Below are 20,534 nucleotides of genomic sequence, written 5' to 3'. Positions count from 1 at the left end.
GGCTCCATCAGCAAAGTGATCCGGCGTCAGCCCCTCCACCAGACTGACCCGACGACAGCTTTATTGTGCACCGAAGTGGCAAGACAGGGGAGACTTGTCATCAAACAGACTTATAATGGCGTCACAAAAATCATAAATGATTGAACATCTTAACGATTGGCGGCTCGCCTGCGCCCTGACAAGGAGTTTTCATGAAGAAGAACGTCATCTGCGATATCGACGGTGTCATCCTGCACAACAACGATCTCATCCCCGGTGCCGACCGTTTCGTCCATCGCCTGCTGGAGCAGGGCAGCAAGCTTCTGTTCCTTACCAACTACCCGGCCCAGACCCAGAAAGATCTGCAAAACCGCTTCCGCTCCGCCGGGATCGAAGTGCCGGAGGAGTGCTTCTATACCTCCGCCATGGGCACCGCCGACTTTCTCAAGCGACAGGATGGCAAGAAGGCCTATGTGATCGGTGAAGGGGCGCTGACCCACGAGCTCTACAAGGCCGGTTTCACCATCACCGATATCGACCCGGACTTCGTGGTGGTGGGCGAGACCCGCAACTACAACTGGACCATGATGCAACAGGGGGCCAAGTTCGTCGATCAGGGGGCCCGCTTTATCGCCACCAACCCCGATACCCACGGCCCCATGATGCACCCGGCCTGCGGCGCCCTGTGCGCCCCCATCGAGCGGATGACCGGCAAGAAGCCGTTCTATGTCGGCAAGCCGAGCGCCTGGATCATCCGTGCGGCGCTCAACCGGATGGAGGCCCACTCCGACGACACCATCATCATCGGCGATAACCTGCGCACCGACATTCTGGCGGGCTTTCAGGCCGGTCTCGAGACGGTGCTGGTGCTCTCCGGGGTGAGCAAGGTCGCCGATATCGACCGCATGCCGTTCAGACCGAACCACATCTTCGACTCCGTGGTCGACATCGATATCGTCTAATCACCACCCAAGCGTTAAACAGGGCAGGTCTCTCCTGCCCTTGCAGGATCTGTTATGGAACCCATTCTGATCGCCGTGGCCTTTGGCTGCGGCATGGTAGTCAATCTGATTGGCCTGCCCCCCCTGCTCGGCTTTCTGGCCGCCGGTTTTATCCTCAACGGCATGGGATATGAAAATACTCCCGCCCTGAGCGAGGTAGCCGATCTCGGCGTCACCCTGCTGCTGTTCACCATCGGTCTCAAGCTCAATATCAAGACCCTGATGCGGCGCGATGTGTGGGGCACCACCAGCCTGCATCTGCTGCTCTCCACCCTGCTCTTTACCGTGGTGCTGCTGGTCTGCAAGGGACTGGGGCTCGAGCTTGCCCTGTCGCTGGACTGGAAGCTGGCGCTGCTGCTGGGCTTTGCCCTCTCCTTCTCCAGCACCGTCTTCGCAGTCAAGGTGCTGGAAGATCGCAGCGACATGAATGCCCTCTACGCCCGTATCGCCATCGGGGTGCTGGTGATGCAGGATGTGTTCGCCGTGGCCTTTCTGGCCTTCTCCAGCGGCAAATGGCCCAGCATCTGGGCGCTCTGGGTACTGGGGCTGCCGCTGCTGCGCCCGCTGCTGTTCAAGCTGCTGGAGCGTGCCGGGCACGGCGAGTTGCAGGTGCTGTTCGGCGTGTTTCTGGCGCTGGTGGTCGGGGCAGCCGGTTTTGAAGTGGTCGGCCTCAAACCGGATCTCGGGGCCCTCATCATCGGCATGCTGCTCGCCTCTCATCCGGCGGCGGCGGGATTGGCCAAGGCGCTCTTCAACCTCAAAGACCTCTTTCTGGTCTGCTTCTTTCTCACCATCGGCCTCAACGGCCTGCCGACCCACGACACCATGTTGCTGGCGCTGGCGCTGGTGCTGGCCCTGCCGCTCAAAAGCGCGCTCTACTATCTGGTCTACAGCGGCGCACACCTGCGGGTGCGTACCGCCCTGCTCTCGACCCTGGCGCTCACCAACTTCTCGGAGTTTGGCCTGATCGTCGCCGCCATCGCCGCCAAGGCGGGCTGGCTCTCCCACGAGTGGCTGGTGGCGGTCTCGCTGGCGCTGGCGGCCAGCTTTATGATCTCTGCCCCGCTCAATGCTCAGAGTGAGCGCATCTACCATCGCATCGGCCACTGGCTGCGAGGATTGCAGGCGAGCAACCTCCATCCGGAAGACAGGCCCATCGAGCTTGGCGATGCCGAGGTGATCATCCTCGGCATGGGGCGGATCGGTCAGGGAGCCTACTTCGAGCTGGAGAACAAATACGGCAACGTCATCCTCGGAGTGGAGAACGACAGCGAGAAGCTACCCACCCTGCGAGCCCAGGGGATGAACGTCATCGAGGGGGATGCCACCGATACCGACTTCTGGGACAAGGTGCTGCTCTCCAATCAAGTCAATCTGGTGCTGCTGGCGATGCCCCATCACTCGGGTAACCTCTACGCCATCGAGAAGCTGCGCAGCCATGGATTCAACGGCAAGATCGCCGCCATCGTCCGCTTCGAGGATGATATCGCCTCCCTGCAGGAGCAGGGGGTGGATGCGGTGTTCAACGTCTACAACGAGGCGGGCAGCGGCTTTGCCCGCCATGTGATCCGCCGCTTGCAGCCGCTCTGAGTCGTCGGCCTGCGGCCCTTGGCAAGTGAGGATGCATCGTTTAAGTTATGCACAACCTCGTTTAATAAAACGAACAAACGCGGGGCCGGGATGGCCCCGCGTTCCTATCTGCCGAAGCCAAGGAGGCACCATGAAGACCCTCAACGACTGGATTTTGCTCGATCGCCACGATGCGACCCCCACCCCACTGATGCCCGCCCCCGAACGCATTAAAGCGGGCAACCCGAGTCAGACGGTGTGGAACCACTACTCCGATCCCAGCCAGCAGTTTCACATCGGCTTCTGGGCTTGCGAGCCTGGCTGCTGGGCCATCCACTACACCGAGCACGAATATTGCCAACTGCTGGAGGGGGATGTGGTGATCCACGACAATCTGGGCGGCCAGCTGGCCCTCAAACCCGGCGATCAATTCGTGATTCCGGCAGGTTTTGTCGGCGAGTGGGAGACCCTTACCCCCTGTCGCAAGGTCTACGTCATCTTCGAACCCACCTCGGCTTGACGTTCACGTCACCCGGCCCCGTTGCAGCAACCCTTATCCTGTTGATCTGCTTGACGCTTACGGCATGATTTTCTGCGGTTTTCCCGCTTGCAAAAGGTTTTTCCGCTAGGCATTGTGTCTGACGAGGAATGTAAATGGAATTTCGAGCCCAAACGTGGGGGGCTCATATAAAAATCAAGAGGATTACCGCCAATGTGTTCAATTTTCGGCATTCTGGATATCAAGTCCGATGCAGTAGCCCTGCGCAAATCGGCGCTGGAGATGTCCAAGCGACTGCGTCACCGCGGGCCTGACTGGTCCGGCGTCTACAGCTCCGACAAAGCCATCCTGGTGCACGAGCGTCTGGCCATCGTCGACCCGGGCAATGGCGCCCAGCCGCTCTACAACCCCGAGCGCACCCATGTGCTGGCGGTCAACGGCGAGATTTACAACCACAAGGAGCTGGAGAAAACCCTCAAGGTCGACTTCCAGTTCCAGACCAAATCCGACTGTGAAGTGCTGCTGGCCCTTTACAAGGAGAAGGGCCCGGCGTTTCTCGACGATCTCAACGGCATCTTTGCCTTCATTCTTTATGACGCCGAACAGGATGCCTACCTGATTGGTCGCGACCACATGGGGATCATCCCCCTCTATACCGGCCGTGACGAGCACGGCAACTTCTATGTCGCCTCCGAGATGAAGGCGCTGGTGCCGGTCTGCAAGAGCGTCGAAACCTTCCCGCCGGGACACTACCTGTGGAGCAAGGATGGCGAGCTCAAACAGTGGTACAAGCGCGACTGGATGGAGTACGCCGCGGTCGAGCATAACGTCAGCGACAAAGCGGAGCTGAAAGCGGCGCTGGAAGCGGCGGTCAAACGCCAGCTGATGTGCGACGTGCCCTATGGCGTGCTGCTCTCCGGCGGGCTGGACTCCTCCGTCATCTCCGCCATCACCAAGCTCTATGCGGCGCGCCGCATCGAGGACGATGGCAAGAGCGAAGCCTGGTGGCCGCAACTGCACTCCTTCGCCGTCGGTCTGGAAGGGTCTCCGGATCTCGCCGCCGCCCGCAAGGTGGCCGACCATCTGGGCACCATCCACCACCAGATCCACTTCACCGTGCAGGAGGGTCTGGATGCCCTGCGCGACGTCATCTATCACCTCGAGACCTATGACGTCACCACCATCCGCGCCTCCACGCCCATGTATCTGATGGCCCGCTACATCAAAGCGATGGGGATCAAGATGGTGCTCTCCGGTGAAGGCTCCGACGAGTTGTTTGGTGGCTACCTCTACTTCCACAAGGCGCCCAATGCCAAAGAGTTCCACGAAGAGAACGTGCGCAAGCTTGCCTCTTTGCACCTCTATGACTGCCTGCGTGCCAACAAGTCGATGGCCGCCTGGGGTGTGGAAGGTCGCGTGCCCTTCCTCGACAAGGAGTTCATGGACGTGGCGATGCGCCTGCAGCCTGCCGACAAGATGTGCGGCAAGGGCAAGATCGAGAAGCACATCCTGCGCGAAGCGTTCGAAGATCTGCTGCCCCACGAAGTGGCGTGGCGCCAGAAGGAGCAGTTCTCCGACGGCGTGGGTTATTCGTGGATCGACAGCCTGAAAGCCATGGTGGAGCAGGAAGTGACGGATCAGATGTTCGAGGCGGCCGCATTCCGCTTCCCCATCAACACCCCGCTCACCAAGGAGGCCTACTTCTACCGCGCCATCTTCGACGAGCACTTCCCGCTGGAAGCCGCCGCCCGCACCGTGCCCTACGGCAAGTCGGTCGCCTGCTCCACTCCTACCGCGCTGGAGTGGGATGCCAAGTTCAAGGAGATGGCCGACCCGTCAGGCCGCGCCGTGATGGACGTGCACCAGCAGGGCTACTAAGCCAGAGCGGGGCGACCCCATCGGCTAACGCCAGATAGCAAAAAGCCCTTCACCATGGTGAAGGGCTTTTTATTTTTAAATGTTCCAGATGCAATCAATATTGATAAATGAATATGCCACTTAGCTCATCTTGAAATAAATCCACAATAATTGTTGCTCAGATAAAATGGGGCACCATTTTATGACTCACAAGTCAAAATCTGGCCTGAAATATATTTCACACAGCTTGCCAGATTATATCCACCACAAATGTGTATTAAAAAAACGTGACAAAATGACAAAGTACAATGCGTAATGGCGATCATATTTCGCTAATATTACAGCGTCCATCGCAATGAGAAGGTGGTGACCGCGACATGGTCTCCCCCAGGTACCCAATCAACCTTGGGTGCATAACCGACTTCCAATGCAACTGACTTGTAACCCAGTATCACTATCGGCAAAGCGGCAAAACCATCAATACCCGAACCGTTGAGATAACCAGCCTGCGCCCCTACCCCAGCAAAAACATGTTCGGTGAGATACCACTCTTTCCGATAAGAGAAACCCGCATAACCAGCTGTATTTTCTAGAGAATCCCGATAAAGCCCGCCGCGCAGCGCAAGTTTTCCCGTGTCGTTGTCACCCAAGAACACCCACGCCAATCCCAATCCCGGGTTAAAACCATTAAAGTCACAGGTTTTGCTTTTTTTTCCTGATCCCTGCGAACAATCACTGTGTATTGATGCCCCGTGAATAATAAGTGAAAGATCATGTTCAGCTGCCATGGAAAAAGTCGGCAACCCCAAGAGTCCAATGGATAACAAGCAACCGTGAATGTTCATGTTAACCTTCCTGGTTTTATTTACCTCTCACTAACACACTAAATCAAAAATAGGCAGACATCAAACGAGTAACATCAGAGCGGTTGAACCGATAGATGTAAACGGGTCGCTAATACCATCGAGAGTGGCCAGCCAGGGTAATGTAAGGCACATGGTATTATTCACCCTCATACGGCGTTCCGGCGATACAAGCTCATCACGCATATTCGGCGCTGAAAGCTTCATTTTTTCCATGACCGCCAGCGCACTCATTTTCAGATGACGGTAAAAACTGGCATTGAGCTGGGTCAGATGGAGCAAGGAGTGGCGCACCCGTTTGAATGTCTCGGCACATACCGGGCTCTGCGAGTGCCAGAAGGAGGCCAGCGAACCTTTGGTGGTCAGACCGTCAATATCATAGAGTGCCCGCCCCATGCAGAAGGTGGGTACATCATGGAGCAAAGCAGAGAGACCGACCGTGCTGTTGATGGTGATCACCCCTTTGAGCAAGGGATACAGGGTTGGCAGCGGCAGTTCATAACCGTAAAAGACCCTCCCCTCCAGGCCAAGCACCGCAATGAGTCTGTTTATCTGGGCACGATAACTGACATAGCCCCGATCCATGGGGTGGTGCTTGAACAGCAACACATCTTCGGGTTTGGCATGCTCCGCAAAGGAGTTGATCACCTGCGCAACCATCTCCTCCACCCCGCTCAGGTCAGAGTGCTCCCGGATCTGAAAATCCTCGGTCACTTGCAGTGGCACAAAGAAGATCCGCCCGGCGTGCTGCGGCAACGCCTTGAGCAGGGCGCGATCCTGGCGCAAGTTGCCGTATTTCACCATGGCGCCACAGACCCACCCCATCGCCTCCTGCACCAGACTCCAGGGACGGTGATTCACAAAGTGGGGATAACGCCAACGGAACAGCGACTTGTTGATGTGGTAGCGACTGGCATACCAGGCGCGCACCGCAAAGGTCTTGCCCACCTTGAGCGAGCTGTCATAAGGCACAGGCCAATCCAATTGGGCAAGTTGATCGCGCCGCTCATACCAGGGGCTGAAGGCATTGACCCCCCCCTGCTCCAGCGTGACGAAATCGGGTCTGAGATAGCCCTCCTCCATCGCCCAGAATGGCACTCGCTTCAACTTGCAGATACGGCCAGCCTCCAGATGGTAATAACGGCAGTCCCCGTAACAGATCACCGTATCGATACCCTGCTGCTTGAGCACCCGGCGGAAAAAGGCGTTCCAGCTTTCCGGTTTCCCGCGAAAACGCAGATTTTTTCCGGCACAGGGCCAGCACTCATCCCCGCCATTGAAATGGATCTTCACCACCTGATGTCCCGCCTCGGTCAACTGGCGACTCAGGGTCTGAAAGAAAGGGCCAAGCGGGCCTTGCAGTAACAAAATCTTCATTGACGACTTATCTCAAAAACGGGGAGAGAGAGGGGCGCTGCATGAGCGTCTGGAACAAGTAACCGAGCTTGAGCTGCCAGCGTTGCCAGCGGCTCGCTTTTTGGGCCGATGAGTGTCCCTGCTTCGCCAGTTGGTGGATCAACTGCTCCGGACTTATCCAGAGCCCGGTCTGCCAATCGAGATAGAGCGGATAGGCAACCAGCGTCAGATAGACCAGCGCCGCCAGCGGCAGACTACGTCGACGACGAGCAGGCGGATTGGCATCCGTGGTCAACCCCCAGCCACTGTAGAAGGGTTGGCCCCAGGTCGTCACCTTGACCCCCTGCACCAGCGCCTCGAAGCCACTGAGCGAGGTCATGGTATGCAGCTCATCCACATGGGGATAGAGGCTGGTGAGCCCAATATCCAGCACCTGGCTATCGACACACTCCGCCAGACAAGCCGCAGAAATCGCCCCACCACGATTGCCCGCCACCACATCAGGGTGTGGCTTGTAGAGAATATGAGCATCGGGTTTGGCCGCTCGCACCGCCCACAGCAACTGCTCATTGCTGCGAATATGGGGGCTCCCGGTCAGGATGGAGGCATCGCCATCCACCTGACCCACCACCAGCACCAGCTCACGACCATCATCGGGCCTGGTGTAGTGCTGTGGCTCGCCCACATTGTATTTGCTGACCCTGTGTTCCCGTAGCAAGGCGAGCAGCGCATCCCCGCGCTTGACCTCCGCCTCTGTCAACTCCTGATAGTTGAGCAACTGTTCCAGCCCGCTGGGAGTGCGACTGTCGAAATAGATCCCGACCGGGTCCAGTGACAAGGAGGAGGGACGACAGAGATTGGAGCCCAGCCCCCTCGAGCGAATAAAACCATCCTCGACCCGGATTGCAGAGGCGAGATCGGGGTGGCGGCTACCCCACACCAATATCTGCTCGTCACCGGTCAACCGCTTGGGTGGCTTGCGCACAAAGCGCAACTCATCGGCCAAATGCTGGCAAAACGCCTGCATAAATGCCCGCTTCCACAGCGAGAAACCGACCAGATAAAGCCTGCGCCAGCGCGGCGCGGGACGGCGCTGATTGGCAATAATGGCGACCACCTCCTCTACCTCGCAACGCTGGCCCAGCACAGGGTCGAGATAGCGGGGATAGCGGATCAAGGCTGCCGCGACCAGCTGGGCGAGCGACACTTTTACGTTGCGCCGTTCACACTGCTTGCTGTCATGGGTCAGCCCCCAACCCGCATAAAACGGCATACCGAAGCAATAGACCGGCTTGCCAAGCAACAGGCCTTCAAAACCAAGCTGGGATGACACCGTATAGACCGCATCCACCACATTGAGCAGCGCATGGGGATGGCAGTGATCGGCCACAATCTCCACATCATCCAGGTTCAGACGGGCCAACACCCCGCGCTTCTTGCCAAGGCGAGTATCGGGATGGGTGCGCAGCAACAGGCGCGCATCGGGATGATTGCGGCGCGCCGCCTCCACCATCGCCACAAAATCAGCTTCACTGGCCAGCGCCCCCGGAATGGAGAGATCCCCCGCCACCTGATCGACCAGCAGGATCCTGGGTTTGGCGCTCTGCTGCAGACGAGTGGCAAGCCCTGATGGCAAGCCGCCATAGTCCCCGACGGCAGAGAGGGCGGTCACGCTGCCGCTGGCAATCGACTGATCGGGGGCAGTGGCATAACAGTTGTATTTGGTGACCCCGAGGCGTACCAGCTCATCGATCAGTCGCTCGGCCCGTGCCAACATCTGTGGCTCGCACGGGGTGGCAATCAATTGTTCAAGCTGGCTGGGCTGGCGGGCATCGTAATAGATCCCCACCGGATCGGCGATCAATGAGACCGCCTTGCCCCCCCTGGCGGGGTGGCCGATATAACCGATAAAGCCGTCTTCCAGCTGCCAATAGGGCAAACTCAGGGTCTTGGCCTGCTCCTTGATCTGGTGGGTATTAGCCTTCTGGCCCCAGCCGACCAGCACATCCCCCGGCTGTACGGCATCAGGGGAAGCAAAGCGCGCCAAGGGTTGTCCCAGACAGGCGCTGATTTGAGTGCTGCGGGCCAGTATGCCGCTGGATTGTGTCCATAGAGTCATGCAAATTGCTCAGATAAAAAGTTCAGCGAGATGTGGGCTTAAACATATCTCTGAAAAAGGCCCGAGGGTTGAGGTAGAGCTTGCGCAGCTTGCGCCACAGTGGCCGCTTGCGCTGCACCCCCTCTTGCCAGCGCAACAGCCCCGGATATTCGCTCACCGGATAGCCCGCCTCCTCCTGCAAACGGATCATCCACTCGCGAAAATCCGGCAGCTCCCCGCCAAGGTCGTTACAGGGCACCACGGGCCCTTTCAACGGGCCTCGCTCTGCTTCACTGCGAGCCAGCATCTGCTCAAGCAACTGATCATTGTTAGCCCGCCGTTTGTGGTAAGGGTGAGTCAGGGGGCGCGGATGCCACTGGTGAACCAGAAACCGGCCGGCAAACAGATGGGGCAGCGCATAATAACTGAAATAGCGCCGAAACCCCTGATAATCCCCCGGATGCTGTGCCTTGATATTCAGGGCATAGTCATCCGGTCTCGGCCCGATGGGATAATGACGGGTGAGCCGGTCAATCAGTTCGAGATCTTCGCCGCCATGGCCGACAAACTGCTCGTCAAAGCCCCCCAGTTGCAAAAACCACTCGCGATTCATCAGCAAGCAACTACTGGCCAGGGCGATTCCCTCCACCCGGTGATTCTCCCCGCGCAGAAAGGATTCCAGGCAGCCCTGAAAATCCCCGTCAAAGCGCTCCGTTTCTTCCTTGGTCAGATAGAGGCAGGGGTACATCTCAAAAGAGGGTTGCCCTGAATGAGCATACAGCTGGCAGCGGTCAGGAAGTTGCTTGGCCAGTTGCGGTGAGCAAAGGAGGTCTGCATCCATGATAAAGAGCGTGCGTGCGGTACTGTGCTCAATACCATGGCTACGCGCCAGTCCAGGCGAGTAGATAGGAAAAGGCTGTGAGTCTTCCAAGATCCGGGCATCAAGCTGCCCTGCTAGCAGATTGCGCTGGTTAGTCGGAATCAAAATATCCAGATCGCCTGCGATATGAAGAGACTGGAGGCATGCCTCCAGTCTCTTCACCGCAGAATCCAGACTACCCCGCCCACTTTGCTGAAAGTGGAACGGTGTAATAACACTGAGATCTCGCGACATGGTGTCCTACGCTCAGTGTGCCAGCAATTCTTCGAGATAGGCTCGCAGCGTGTCCGACAACTCGGGATGGCGCAGGCCATATTCAATGTTGGCTTTCATATGGCCCAGTTTGCTGCCGCAGTCATAGCGGATACCGTCAAACTCGTAAGCCATGACCTCTTGCTCCTTGAGCAAATCGGCAATGGCATCGGTCAACTGGATCTCGCCACCGGCCCCGCGCTGGGTCTGCTCAAGTAGCTCAAAAATGCGTGGCTGCAGTACATATCGGCCAACGATGGAGAGGTTGGATGGCGCCTCCTCACGGGGCGGTTTCTCCACGACGCCATTGAGTTTATACAGGCGTTCGCTCACCGCTTGTGGTGCAATGACACCATACTGGCTGACTTTTTCCATCGGCACGGCTTCTACAGCCACGACCGAGCAATGGCTCTCGCCAGCGAGGGCAATCATGGTGTCGAGGCAGGGAGTCTTGTCGCAGTGGATCATGTCGTCAGCCAGCAATACAGCAAACGGCTCGTTACCAACGATCTGCTTGGCACACAGTACGGCGTGGCCCAGTCCAAGGGCTTCAGTTTGACGAACATAGAAGCAGTTGACGCCGGCGGGGATGATGTTCTTGACGGTATCGAGCAACGCCTTCTTACCTGCTTGTTCGAGCTTGTACTCAAGCTCGAAGTTGCTATCGAAGTGATCTTCGATGGCACGTTTGGTCCAGGATGTAACAAAGATCAGGTCGGTAATACCGGCGGCAATGGCCTCCTCAACCGCATACTGGATCAACGGCTTGTCGACCACTGGCAACATCTCTTTCGGGCATGCCTTGGTGGCGGGAAGGAAGCGGGTACCCATACCCGCGACAGGAAAAACGGCTTTCTTAATCATATTAATCCCGTATTTATAAACTCTTGGCTAACTCCAAGTATCTTAAAGTTATCTCTTTACTACATGGATTGTGGCCTTCGGAGGGGTTACGATATAAGTACGTAATCAGCCCCCTCTCCGTGAGCTTGCTGTTTTTATATTGGTCGCGCATCCATTGCATAAATGGTGCACAATGTCGTTCATAATGGAAGATGTCATCAAGGTTCTGCATGAATATAATGCTTGGCACTTTTGATGTGGCTTTGAAAACATCAATTGCATTAAATTTCATTGGGAATTTTTTTCGATACTCATCAACGTTCATTCCATTGTAAATTGTGTCTAGTACATCTTTTACCTTTGATTCGTAAAATAATGTCCAATCCGTTTGAGGGTTGTTTACAACTACAACAGGGCTATTGAAATATGGAGAGAGCATCAATGATGCAAACCCTCCTGCTGACGAGCCATAAAGAATCGGCTTCGAAATATCGAGACTCATCTTTACTGCGATAAATTTAACCAGTTCGGAGAAGCGGTAAAAATAATTCGTTTCCATAGAACATTGAAACCAGCCAATACTTAACTGGTTGTCAGTAAGAGTTGGGTCAGTAGCAATAATTATATTGTCTTCTAACTCATCCACCCAACTGACTCGTTGGAAGTTTGGCTGGGGTTTTGACTTGTCCACAGCGCCTTGACCAAAAATATAAAGTTGTGTGCTGTTGGTCTTCGATTTTTTAATAAACACATTATGAGTGATGTGGGTATCATGAATAACATAATGCCCATCTTCAACATATGTGAAGTTACTGACGCCGTGAAACTCAAAAATTTCCATTTAGATGCCCGATAAGTCTCGTTTCAACTCAGAACAAATTACTTGGCAATTCTTCAGGTATTCCTCATCTTGGATGGTCCAAGTATGGGCACTGGTATTGGCATAACGCATCTGGATAAAATTGTATTTATCCGATGAGTATATGGTGAAGCCATTTTCCTTGCAGTCCTTAAGGAAGTTGGTGTCTTCACCGCGATTGCGGCTATGGAATTTAACCTTGTCAAAGACCTGTCTACGAATCACCAGCGTGCCGCCCGAAATAAAATCGGAATAGCGATTATCCTTTCCGGGCTGTTTGATTGCCATGATGTTCTTGGATTCCACATAGCAGAAATAGGAGTCTTTACCTACTACGTCGGCACCGCTGAAGTTGAAGGCCAGCAGGGCATCCACCAGATAGTTTGCTCCGTAGATATCGTCATCATCCATCTTGGCAATATAGTCACCCGATGCATTGGCAACACCGTGATTGAGGCAATCACCTAGCGTCATGTCTTGCGGCAACTGATGTACCTGAACATTCGCCAGTCCCTGGACTTTGCTCTTCACGGTTTCGATGTCGAAATCATCGTTGTTGAGGATAATTAACAGCTCTTTGTTGGCATGGGTCTGACGCTGATAGTTGTCAATCATCATGTCGATGTTCTTGGGACGGTTGGTACACATGATGATGGATACCTTGTCGCCCTGATCGACAGAGCTTTCAACTCCAATTGTCTTCAGGATCTGTTCGAAACGTTGCTGATAAGAGTGATGCTGCAGGCAGTGACGGGCGGCTTGATGACCCAGACGTTCACGGTCGAGATCGGATTCCAGCAACTGCTGAACAATGTTCTTTGCCTCATCCTTGTTGTTTACGATGTGAACATGTTCGCCCAACATCGCCTTCATGCCATCGGAGTGGGTCGACACCACTGGCGTCCCACATGCCAGGATTTCGAAGACCCGACGAGAGAACATGGTTGGTGAGTCTTGTACCGTGTTGATATTCAGGAACAACTTGTACTGGCGATAAGCGGTGACCATCTGGTCGTAGCTCAGAGAACCCACAATAAACGGCTGATATTTGGCCGGGAAGATACGAGACTCGCGATGCTTGGTGGCGTGCAACATGCGATCGTAGACGTGCAACTCACGATGCATGGCCCCATCGAGCACGATCTCGGTCTGAATACGGCGGGTATCATGGCCATTGTTGTACCAGCTACCGGCGAAGCAGGCTTCATAGGTAGGCAGCTTCTTGCGCTTGTCACGGATCGGGTTGTGAATCGCCGGCTGCGCCGCAAAGGCTAACGGGTAAACCCTATCGTGGCCGACACGGGCCTTGTACTTGTCCACGATCCCGCCATCGGTGGTAAAGATGTAGTCACAATCAGCTGCCACATCGATAAAGACGTCGTAGTTGGTCGGATCTTCCTTGTTCCAGAACACTACGGGAATGTTCTTGGACTGGCAATACTTGATGGCTTCGCGCAGCGGATCGCCCAGGTGCTTCTTGTAGCTGGCCATGGTGTAGGTCCACTCGCCATCATTACCATTCCAGGCTGACTCGACGAAGAACAGCACGGGGTTGGCTGCATCGATCTCGGCTTTCCAGTTCTTCTTGGTCAGCGGAATGAAGTTGGCTTCGTAGCGGAAACACTCGTAAGTGAACTTGTCGCTGATCGAAACGACATTGATATGCTGGTTGCGCAGACGGGCACGAGGTTCGAATGCGGGCCAGGTTATCTCGTCATTGGGACGAGCTTCGTTGAAGATGCCGACCTGTTCCAGCAACTGCTGCCTGATGGTACTGTCCATGGGCGAATGTTCAAATTTCCCCTTGCGCTTGGCCGCCCGAATTTTGATGAGCTTTTGCGGCAGTGACAAAAGCCCTGATAGCTTGTTGCGCTTGGCTTCTGCCAATGTTTTGCCAAGACGATAATACAGAGATTTCTCCACTTGCTGTTTTTCATAAAGTGCCGTAGCCAGCTTATCTTTTAATGCTTCCAGATTGGTTTTTTGAACCATTGGAGAATCTGGCAGCGCATGTATACGTTTCTCAAAGGCAGATGTCAACGCTTTGGCTTTGAGCTCAAATATACGGGCTATCTCTTCTGGAGATTGGCAATTTTCGAGTGTAATCGCATTAACCGGCAGCATCTCTTCCGCAATGATCTTGAGTGGTTTGATGCTGAGAGTTCCTTGACCTTTGAAACGCAAGGCAATACTGAAATAGCGTGCGTCAGGAACCGTTTCAAACTCTATCCGATTAAGGCCGTTATAGACTTGCTGGAATTTATGCGCGATACGTTTTTCTTCATCGTATTGAATGAGGAACATGGCACAATCAGGACGCAGCTCACCATACTGGGCATCAATAAACACTTGATATTTATGACTACCACTGATGCGCCATACCTCTTTGTTCAGTGGCAACCCATTAATATTCATACTGCCTGTCTGCAAATAAAATGAGTCGCCATCAACCAGATCCATGGTCAGAGTTGCTACGCCATTTTTATCAACCGAGATTGACTTGTTACGATCATTATCAGCAGGGAGTAGCCATGCATCAGCACTTTCTATATTACTGATGTTTTTGAAAGATAACAGGGGATAGGACTGCTCAACCCATTCAATCTTGTCAGTTTTACGAGCCAACTGTCGATAAAGATAATCAAGGTGCTCATCATAGATAGAGAATACTGTATTGAGCTGATTATTTTCCGGATGGGGTGAGTGCTTATTTTTACGAGAATTTTTTTTAGCAAGACGGGTTGACATATCAGAGTTCTTTTTTTCACACAGTGGCCGGACTAAGCCAGCCACTGTTTACGAGTGGATTATTGAGCTGCGTTAACGAAGTCAAGCAATTGGTTCTTGGCAGCATCGCTACGGTTGAGACCAAGGAATTCTTTGTGTTTTACCAATATCACAATCATATCGGCATGTTGCAACGCATCAGACAAAGAGGCCAGCTTAACATTATTGCGGTTCTCCAGTACCGGCGGCAATGCTTCGATATTGGGCTCAACTGCCAGGATCTGATATGCCGGGTTGTTCGCCAGGGTCTTGGTGATATCCAGTGCCGGGCTCTCACGCAGATCGTCGATATCCGGTTTGAAAGCCAGACCCAGACAGGCAATTTTCGGGTTGCTCAGACCGGCAACCGCTTTTTCTACCTGCTCCACCACATAGTGCGGCTTGTAGTCGTTGACCAGGCGAGCCTGGTGGATGATTTTGGCAGTCTCAGGATTCTGGTTGACGATAAACCAGGGATCGACTGCGATGCAGTGGCCACCCACGCCGCAACCCGGCTGCAAGATATTGACTCGCGGGTGACGGTTGGCAAGGGAGATCAGCTCCCACACATTGATGCCCTGCTGGTCACAGATCAGTGACAACTCGTTGGCAAAGGCGATATTGACGTCGCGGAAGGCGTTCTCGGTCAGCTTGCTCATCTCGGCGGTGCGCGCTTCGGTGGCGATGCACTCACCCTTCTTGACAAACATCTTGTAGACCTGAGTGGCGGCTTCGGTACTAGCCTTGTCCATGCCACCGATGATGCGATCGTTCTCCACCAGCTCGCGGATCACCTGACCGGGCAACACACGCTCCGGGCAGTGGGCAACAAAGATGTCAGGGGTCTGGCCTTCTGCCACAGTGTGCGGGAAGGTCAGATCGCTGCGCTCTTCGGCCAGCCATTTGGCCATCTGTTCGGTGGCCCCCACCGGAGAAGTGGACTCCAGTACCACCAGATTGCCTCTCTCCAGCATGGGCGCCAGGGCACGGGAAGCACTCTCGATATATTTCAGATCCGGTTCGTGATCTTCACCCTTGAACGGAGTCGGTACGGCAATCAGGAAGGCATCCGCCTTCTGCGGGCTGGTGTGTGCGCTCAAGTGGCCATCCTGCACCGCTTGCTTGACCAGATCTTCCAGGCCCGGTTCCACGATATGGATCTTGCCCTGATTGATGGTGTCTACCGCATGCTGGTTGACATCGACACCGATAACCCGAATGCCGTTACTGGCAATGACTGCTGCTGTTGGCAAACCGATATAACCCAGACCAACGACGGAGATGGTTTCGAATTTCATTATTTTGTGCTCTCAAAAGGAAAACTGGGGGCAATATGCCCCCAAGGACAGTTATGTAATCTGTAAATCAGGCCACTTGCAGGCTGCTATCGATCTGCTGGCCGAGGGCGCCGCTCAAGCCGATGACGGCCTCAACGATGCGCTGACTAGTTCTGCCATCCCCATAGGGGTTGTTGGCATGGCTCATCACCTGGTAGGCCAGCTCGTCATCCAGCAGGCGAACGGTTTCTGCAACGATAGTCTCGTCACAGGTCCCCACCAGACGAACTGTTCCGGCCTTGACTGCAGCAGGACGCTCTGTGGTGTCTCGCATGCACAGCACCGGTTTGCCCAGGGTGGGCGCCTCTTCCTGAATACCGCCCGAGTCGGTCAGGATCAGGTAGCTCTGCTTCATCAGATAGACGAACGGCAGGTAATCTTGCGGCTCGATCAGATGCACATTGTCGAGCCCCTTGAGGTTGCGGTTGACCGGCTCTTGTACGTTGGGGTTGAGATGAACCGGATAGACGATTTGCACATCATCCCGCTGGGCCAGCACGGAGAGCGCCTTGCAGATCCGCTCAAAGCCATCGCCATGGTTTTCGCGGCGATGGCCGGTGACCAGGATCAGCTTCTTGCTCTTGTCGAGGAAAGGGAAGCGCGCGGCCAGTTCAGCCTTCATGCCAAGGTTTTTATCAATGCGTTGGGAAACCTCAATCAGGGCGTCGATCACCGAGTTACCGGTGACGAAGATGGTCTCCGGAGCGATGTTCTCCATGATGAGGTTTTTCAGCGAGCTGATCGTCGGGGTGTAGTGTTGATCGGCGATGCCACCAGTCAAACGACGCATCCCCTCTTCCGGCCAGGGAGAGTAGATGTTGCCGGTGCGTAGCCCTGCTTCAACATGGCCAACCGCGATACGGTGGTAGTAGGCAGCCAGTGTCGCCGCAAACGACGTAGCCGTGTCACCGTGCACCAGAATGCGGTCCGGTTTGAACTCGGCAAAAACGGGTTTGAGCCCCTGCAAGATGGCGGTCGTGACATCTGTCAGATCCTGGCCCGGCTTCATGATGTTGAGATCATATTCCGGCTCAATCTCGAACAGGTTGAGAACCTGATCCAGCATCTCCCGGTGTTGCCCGGTCACGCAGACCCTGACGTCAACCTTGCGATTGGCCTGGAAAGCCTTGACGATAGGGGCCATCTTGATGGCTTCCGGTCTGGTACCAAAAACGATCAATACTCGCTGCGCCTTAATTGGCATAATAATCACTCCCGTGTGAGCTAATTGGTTTTATCTATCCGAAATTAACTAATAAAGACTGAGTTCACTGTTGAGCTGTGTCAGCCTGTGTTGCCAGGTGTGTTGGGCCAGCACGATTTCCATCGCGTTTTGACCCAATTCGTCTCTTAGTCGAACATTATTTTGTAATTGTTCACACCATTCGCGCGCCGCAGCACCATCCTGCACTGCGACAATGCTCTTGCCAAAAATGTTACCCATGGCGATCGAAGGGGTGCTGATAATAGGGCAGCCAGCAGCGGCCAATTCAAACACCCGACGGGATAGCATTGTTGAAGATTGACTAATCGTATTGAAGTTCAAATATATTTGATATTGCTGATATGCCTTGGCAACTGACATTTGGGTGATCGCAGGTTTACAGTAAGGTTGTAGTTGCTCAGGATAGCTGCAGCCATTTCCCTTCTGCCAAAACCGGTCAAAAATAATCAGATTTTTATCTCGCAATGCCAGAAGAATATCCTCCTGAACCCTGCTTCGCTCAGCCAGCTCGTTACCATAATAGCCCCCCAGAAATGCGACCTCCTGACCCCGCACTCCCTTCTCTGCAGGGTGATACCAGCGTGGCTGGGCAGCAAACATCAGCACACCGACATGCTGAAAACGCTGATGGGGGAGCGCATGATAGCGCTCCAGTGAGCCGGAATCCGTGGTGTAGACCACATCAAACAACGCGGCAGCATCAGCAAAGCGTTCGAAGTGAAACGGATCCTCTTTGTTCCAGAAAATTGTTGTAATTTTCCGCTTGTGGCAGAATTCCAGCACCCTCCGCAGCTCTGGTTTATTGGGCGAACTATTGGCATAACTGGCTATTTTCCCTTTCCAGCTATCCTTATAACCACGCCAGGCTGATTCGACAAATAAAAAGTCAGGTTTGTAAAATCTTAACTTCCATTGCCAATCTATCGGTGTTATTTGAATTAAATCTGCGTCTGGAGCCAAACTGAATGTAGTAAACTGGTCGGCCACTAAAGCAATACATGGTCGTTTATTATTGCCCAAAGAAATTGATCCACACATATAATAAAGTGAAAATCATAGCCACCTATTATCTATATAGCGTGGAATATGAATAGCATGCTGGTTTTTATCAAAAAACCAATAAATTTATATACAATAGTCGCTTGGCTATATTCTGACAGGCAGACCTCATTCCTCAACGTTATCTCTTTGGCAGATGATATTCTCATCTGCCAAGAATACAGTTCTGACCTATCTTGCATCACCTTATCAATCCTGGTGTTCACGCAAGGTAGCCAGCCCCATAACAATCAGGCCATAGAAGAGGCAAAGCAGAACACCAATTGTGACCAGGTTATACAAGCGGCGTGGGTATTCGGCTTCTTCCGCCAAGGTTGGCTTCGTCACGACCAGCAGGTGTTTCAGCTTGCGATATGCCTCAACGCGGGCTTGCTCCAGACTGATAAGGCCCGTCTTGTAGAGATCAGCAGCCAGAGTGGCCTGGGTTTTCAGATCCATATATTGGGCAGTGATTTCGTTCATTGCCTCAGGTGCCACCTGAGTGCCAGCACCGGCGTCATTGGTGGTCAATTTCGCCTTTTCCTGTTTCAGTTGCTTGCTTAACGCATCAACACGACTTTGCACCGATACCACCCCTGGTGCGCTCTCTTTCATATAACTGCGCAATTGCTTCAGTTCTGCCTGCTGGCGCACCAGTTCGGCTTCAATTTCACTGACCACACCAAGGCGTGCAGTGCTGGTCGATTCCGGACTGATTAGCTGATGGCTATTTTGAAACGCCAGTACCTTGGCTTTCTCTGCCTGCAAGCGTTGATGGGACCGGTTAACCTCTTGCTCGACAAATGCGAGCTGATCCATGGCGACCTGGTGGCCCAGCTTGTTGATAAAACCTTCCGCCTCTTTCAGCATCATGTTAACTACCTGCTGGCCATAGACGGGATCAAAAGCCTGCAATTCGATAGTTAATACCCCGGAGAGTTCATCAAGACGCAGGGTCAGGTGATCACGGTAATATTCAAGAAACTCTTCGCGGGTCGCCTCCCCCGATAAACGGGAGAAGAAGTCGGCATCATGGCTTTGGTAGTGCGCTTTGAGCGCCAATTCGCGATCCAGCTTGGCCAGCAGATCCCAGGAGCGCAGGTACTCTTGTACCAGCAATACGTCCTGATGATTGCTACCACCCAGCCCCAGCATAGACAGGGCATCGGGCAACATTTTGATTTGATCTGCCTGCTTGATAATGATGTCACTTCGGCTGACATAACGGTCTGAAGCAATCCCACCAAAATAGATCGATGCCATGGTAAAGCAGGCTACAACCCACAAAAAGCTGCCCAGTTTCAGACTCTGTTGCCAAGACCTGTGGGCAATTTTATAACCGTTGGAATCAATGAAGAAACGCTTCGGCTCTTTGCCAAGTTTGCGAAGCTTCCGCACGAAGCGTGATGGCTTTTCTGTTCTGATAGGTTGTGTCATGTTTAATTGTGCTTATTATAGATTTTGATAAATACGGATGGCATCGTCGATATTGTCAAATACCTCCAATCTGCTATTTCGTAATAAAATACCCATATCACACTGCTGACGAAGGTTTTTCATATCGTGCGACACCATAATCAGGCTGGCTGTCTCACGCTTTTTGTTAAATACATCGATACACTTCTGCTTAAAACGCGCATCCCCCACCGAGGTGATCTCGTCAGTCAGATAGATATCGAAATCAAACGCCATGCTAACCGCAAAGGAAAATTTGGAACGCATACCACTGGAGTATCCCTTGATTGGCAGCTCGAAATGCTGACCTATTTCCGAGAACTCCTTGACCCATTCCTCAACAGCAGCCGTCTCGCTCACCCCATGAATGCGGCAAACAAAACGGGTATTTTCACGCCCCGTCATGCTGCCCTGAAAACCTCCCCCCAATGCCAGTGGCCAGGAGACCCGGCAATGCCGGCTCACTTTGCCTCGGTTGGGCATATCCATGCCCCCAAGCAGCCGTAGCAGGGTCGATTTGCCCGCCCCGTTGACCCCCAGAATGCCGATATTGCGATCCCGAGGCAGGGTGAGCGAGACATCGCGCAGCACATAGTTACGGCCAAATTTGGTCGGGTAATACTTGGTAACAGAATCAAGAACAATCATGTGGATCAC

The 20,534-nt window shown here is 53.9% G+C and carries 16 protein-coding genes; 4 read left to right on the top strand and 12 right to left on the bottom strand.

Features of this window, described 5'->3' with window-relative positions; all coding sequences use genetic code 11:
* Nucleotides 1–191 precede the first annotated feature (191 nt).
* The 4 genes from G5533_RS11850 (at nucleotide 192) to asnB (ending at nucleotide 4,926) form a co-directional block, all read left to right on the top strand.
* Nucleotides 192–941 (top strand): HAD-IIA family hydrolase, encoded by a 750-nt coding sequence (locus G5533_RS11850; RefSeq protein ID WP_005337281.1) that lies wholly within the window; start codon nucleotides 192–194, stop codon nucleotides 939–941.
* 54 nt (nucleotides 942–995) lie between these two features.
* Entirely contained in the window at nucleotides 996–2,570 is a 1,575-nt protein-coding gene (locus tag G5533_RS11845; RefSeq protein WP_069555033.1) for a cation:proton antiporter family protein, read from the top strand.
* Between the two features lie 130 nt (nucleotides 2,571–2,700).
* Nucleotides 2,701–3,069: a cupin domain-containing protein gene (locus tag G5533_RS11840; protein ID WP_441254835.1), complete on the top strand. Its 369-nt coding sequence runs from the start codon at nucleotides 2,701–2,703 to the stop codon at nucleotides 3,067–3,069.
* Nucleotides 3,070–3,261: 192 nt separating this feature from the next.
* Entirely contained in the window at nucleotides 3,262–4,926 is a 1,665-nt protein-coding gene (asnB, locus tag G5533_RS11835) for an asparagine synthase B (protein ID WP_139463991.1), read from the top strand.
* Between the two features lie 317 nt (nucleotides 4,927–5,243).
* Here the strand turns inward: asnB and G5533_RS11830 are convergent, their stop codons facing one another.
* From G5533_RS11830 to G5533_RS11775, 12 genes are all read right to left on the bottom strand, one after another.
* Nucleotides 5,244–5,750, bottom strand: a complete 507-nt coding sequence (locus G5533_RS11830) for a hypothetical protein (RefSeq protein ID WP_421206576.1) — start codon at nucleotides 5,748–5,750, stop codon at nucleotides 5,244–5,246.
* A gap of 60 nt (nucleotides 5,751–5,810) precedes the next feature.
* On the bottom strand, nucleotides 5,811–7,145 hold the full coding sequence (locus G5533_RS11825; protein ID WP_216953368.1) for a capsule biosynthesis protein: 1,335 nt from the start codon (nucleotides 7,143–7,145) through the stop codon (nucleotides 5,811–5,813).
* A 7-nt stretch (nucleotides 7,146–7,152) separates the two neighbouring features.
* Entirely contained in the window at nucleotides 7,153–9,243 is a 2,091-nt protein-coding gene (locus tag G5533_RS11820; RefSeq protein ID WP_421206578.1) for a capsular polysaccharide biosynthesis protein, read from the bottom strand.
* 22 nt (nucleotides 9,244–9,265) lie between these two features.
* A complete protein-coding gene (locus tag G5533_RS11815) occupies nucleotides 9,266–10,336 on the bottom strand; it encodes a galactosyltransferase-related protein (RefSeq protein ID WP_421309671.1) in 1,071 nt (356 codons plus the stop codon).
* Nucleotides 10,337–10,348: 12 nt separating this feature from the next.
* Nucleotides 10,349–11,218: a UTP--glucose-1-phosphate uridylyltransferase GalU gene (galU, locus tag G5533_RS11810; RefSeq protein WP_323929499.1), complete on the bottom strand. Its 870-nt coding sequence runs from the start codon at nucleotides 11,216–11,218 to the stop codon at nucleotides 10,349–10,351.
* Between the two features lie 13 nt (nucleotides 11,219–11,231).
* On the bottom strand, nucleotides 11,232–12,038 hold the full coding sequence (locus tag G5533_RS11805; RefSeq protein WP_421221607.1) for a YqiA/YcfP family alpha/beta fold hydrolase: 807 nt from the start codon (nucleotides 12,036–12,038) through the stop codon (nucleotides 11,232–11,234).
* Entirely contained in the window at nucleotides 12,039–14,804 is a 2,766-nt protein-coding gene (locus G5533_RS11800) for a glycosyltransferase family protein (RefSeq protein ID WP_421221609.1), read from the bottom strand.
* Nucleotides 14,805–14,863: 59 nt separating this feature from the next.
* Nucleotides 14,864–16,120 (bottom strand): UDP-N-acetyl-D-mannosamine dehydrogenase, encoded by a 1,257-nt coding sequence (gene wecC, locus G5533_RS11795; RefSeq protein WP_421309672.1) that lies wholly within the window; start codon nucleotides 16,118–16,120, stop codon nucleotides 14,864–14,866.
* A 67-nt stretch (nucleotides 16,121–16,187) separates the two neighbouring features.
* Nucleotides 16,188–17,363 (bottom strand): non-hydrolyzing UDP-N-acetylglucosamine 2-epimerase, encoded by a 1,176-nt coding sequence (gene wecB / locus G5533_RS11790; RefSeq protein ID WP_227342487.1) that lies wholly within the window; start codon nucleotides 17,361–17,363, stop codon nucleotides 16,188–16,190.
* A gap of 48 nt (nucleotides 17,364–17,411) precedes the next feature.
* On the bottom strand, nucleotides 17,412–18,404 hold the full coding sequence (locus G5533_RS11785; RefSeq protein WP_421309674.1) for a CgeB family protein: 993 nt from the start codon (nucleotides 18,402–18,404) through the stop codon (nucleotides 17,412–17,414).
* A 228-nt stretch (nucleotides 18,405–18,632) separates the two neighbouring features.
* Nucleotides 18,633–19,859, bottom strand: a complete 1,227-nt coding sequence (locus G5533_RS11780) for a sugar transporter (RefSeq protein WP_421221617.1) — start codon at nucleotides 19,857–19,859, stop codon at nucleotides 18,633–18,635.
* 15 nt (nucleotides 19,860–19,874) lie between these two features.
* Complete coding sequence (locus tag G5533_RS11775; protein WP_421259286.1) at nucleotides 19,875–20,525, bottom strand: ABC transporter ATP-binding protein; 651 nt, start codon at nucleotides 20,523–20,525, stop codon at nucleotides 19,875–19,877.
* Between the last annotated feature and the right edge of the window lie 9 nt (nucleotides 20,526–20,534).

Source organism: Aeromonas sp. A600620 (assembly GCF_029479985.1).
GTDB lineage: Bacteria > Pseudomonadota > Gammaproteobacteria > Enterobacterales > Aeromonadaceae > Aeromonas > Aeromonas veronii_A.
This window is presented reverse-complemented; position numbering and strand designations above follow the sequence as displayed.

What these genes read in the sequence shown, in the direction of transcription:
- G5533_RS11815 (WP_421309671.1), bottom strand. Translation starts at nt 10,336, where the DNA reads ATGTCGCGAGATCTCAGTGTTATTACACCGTTCCACTTTCAGCAAAGT.
- G5533_RS11830 (WP_421206576.1), bottom strand. Translation starts at nt 5,750, where the DNA reads ATGAACATTCACGGTTGCTTGTTATCCATTGGACTCTTGGGGTTGCCG.
- galU (WP_323929499.1), bottom strand. Translation starts at nt 11,218, where the DNA reads ATGATTAAGAAAGCCGTTTTTCCTGTCGCGGGTATGGGTACCCGCTTC.
- G5533_RS11805 (WP_421221607.1), bottom strand. Translation starts at nt 12,038, where the DNA reads ATGGAAATTTTTGAGTTTCACGGCGTCAGTAACTTCACATATGTTGAA.
- G5533_RS11775 (WP_421259286.1), bottom strand. Translation starts at nt 20,525, where the DNA reads ATGATTGTTCTTGATTCTGTTACCAAGTATTACCCGACCAAATTTGGC.
- asnB (WP_139463991.1), top strand. Translation starts at nt 3,262, where the DNA reads ATGTGTTCAATTTTCGGCATTCTGGATATCAAGTCCGATGCAGTAGCC.
- G5533_RS11825 (WP_216953368.1), bottom strand. Translation starts at nt 7,145, where the DNA reads ATGAAGATTTTGTTACTGCAAGGCCCGCTTGGCCCTTTCTTTCAGACC.
- wecB (WP_227342487.1), bottom strand. Translation starts at nt 17,363, where the DNA reads ATGCCAATTAAGGCGCAGCGAGTATTGATCGTTTTTGGTACCAGACCG.
- G5533_RS11845 (WP_069555033.1), top strand. Translation starts at nt 996, where the DNA reads ATGGAACCCATTCTGATCGCCGTGGCCTTTGGCTGCGGCATGGTAGTC.
- wecC (WP_421309672.1), bottom strand. Translation starts at nt 16,120, where the DNA reads ATGAAATTCGAAACCATCTCCGTCGTTGGTCTGGGTTATATCGGTTTG.
- G5533_RS11800 (WP_421221609.1), bottom strand. Translation starts at nt 14,804, where the DNA reads ATGTCAACCCGTCTTGCTAAAAAAAATTCTCGTAAAAATAAGCACTCA.
- G5533_RS11840 (WP_441254835.1), top strand. Translation starts at nt 2,701, where the DNA reads ATGAAGACCCTCAACGACTGGATTTTGCTCGATCGCCACGATGCGACC.
- G5533_RS11780 (WP_421221617.1), bottom strand. Translation starts at nt 19,859, where the DNA reads ATGACACAACCTATCAGAACAGAAAAGCCATCACGCTTCGTGCGGAAG.
- G5533_RS11850 (WP_005337281.1), top strand. Translation starts at nt 192, where the DNA reads ATGAAGAAGAACGTCATCTGCGATATCGACGGTGTCATCCTGCACAAC.
- G5533_RS11820 (WP_421206578.1), bottom strand. Translation starts at nt 9,243, where the DNA reads ATGACTCTATGGACACAATCCAGCGGCATACTGGCCCGCAGCACTCAA.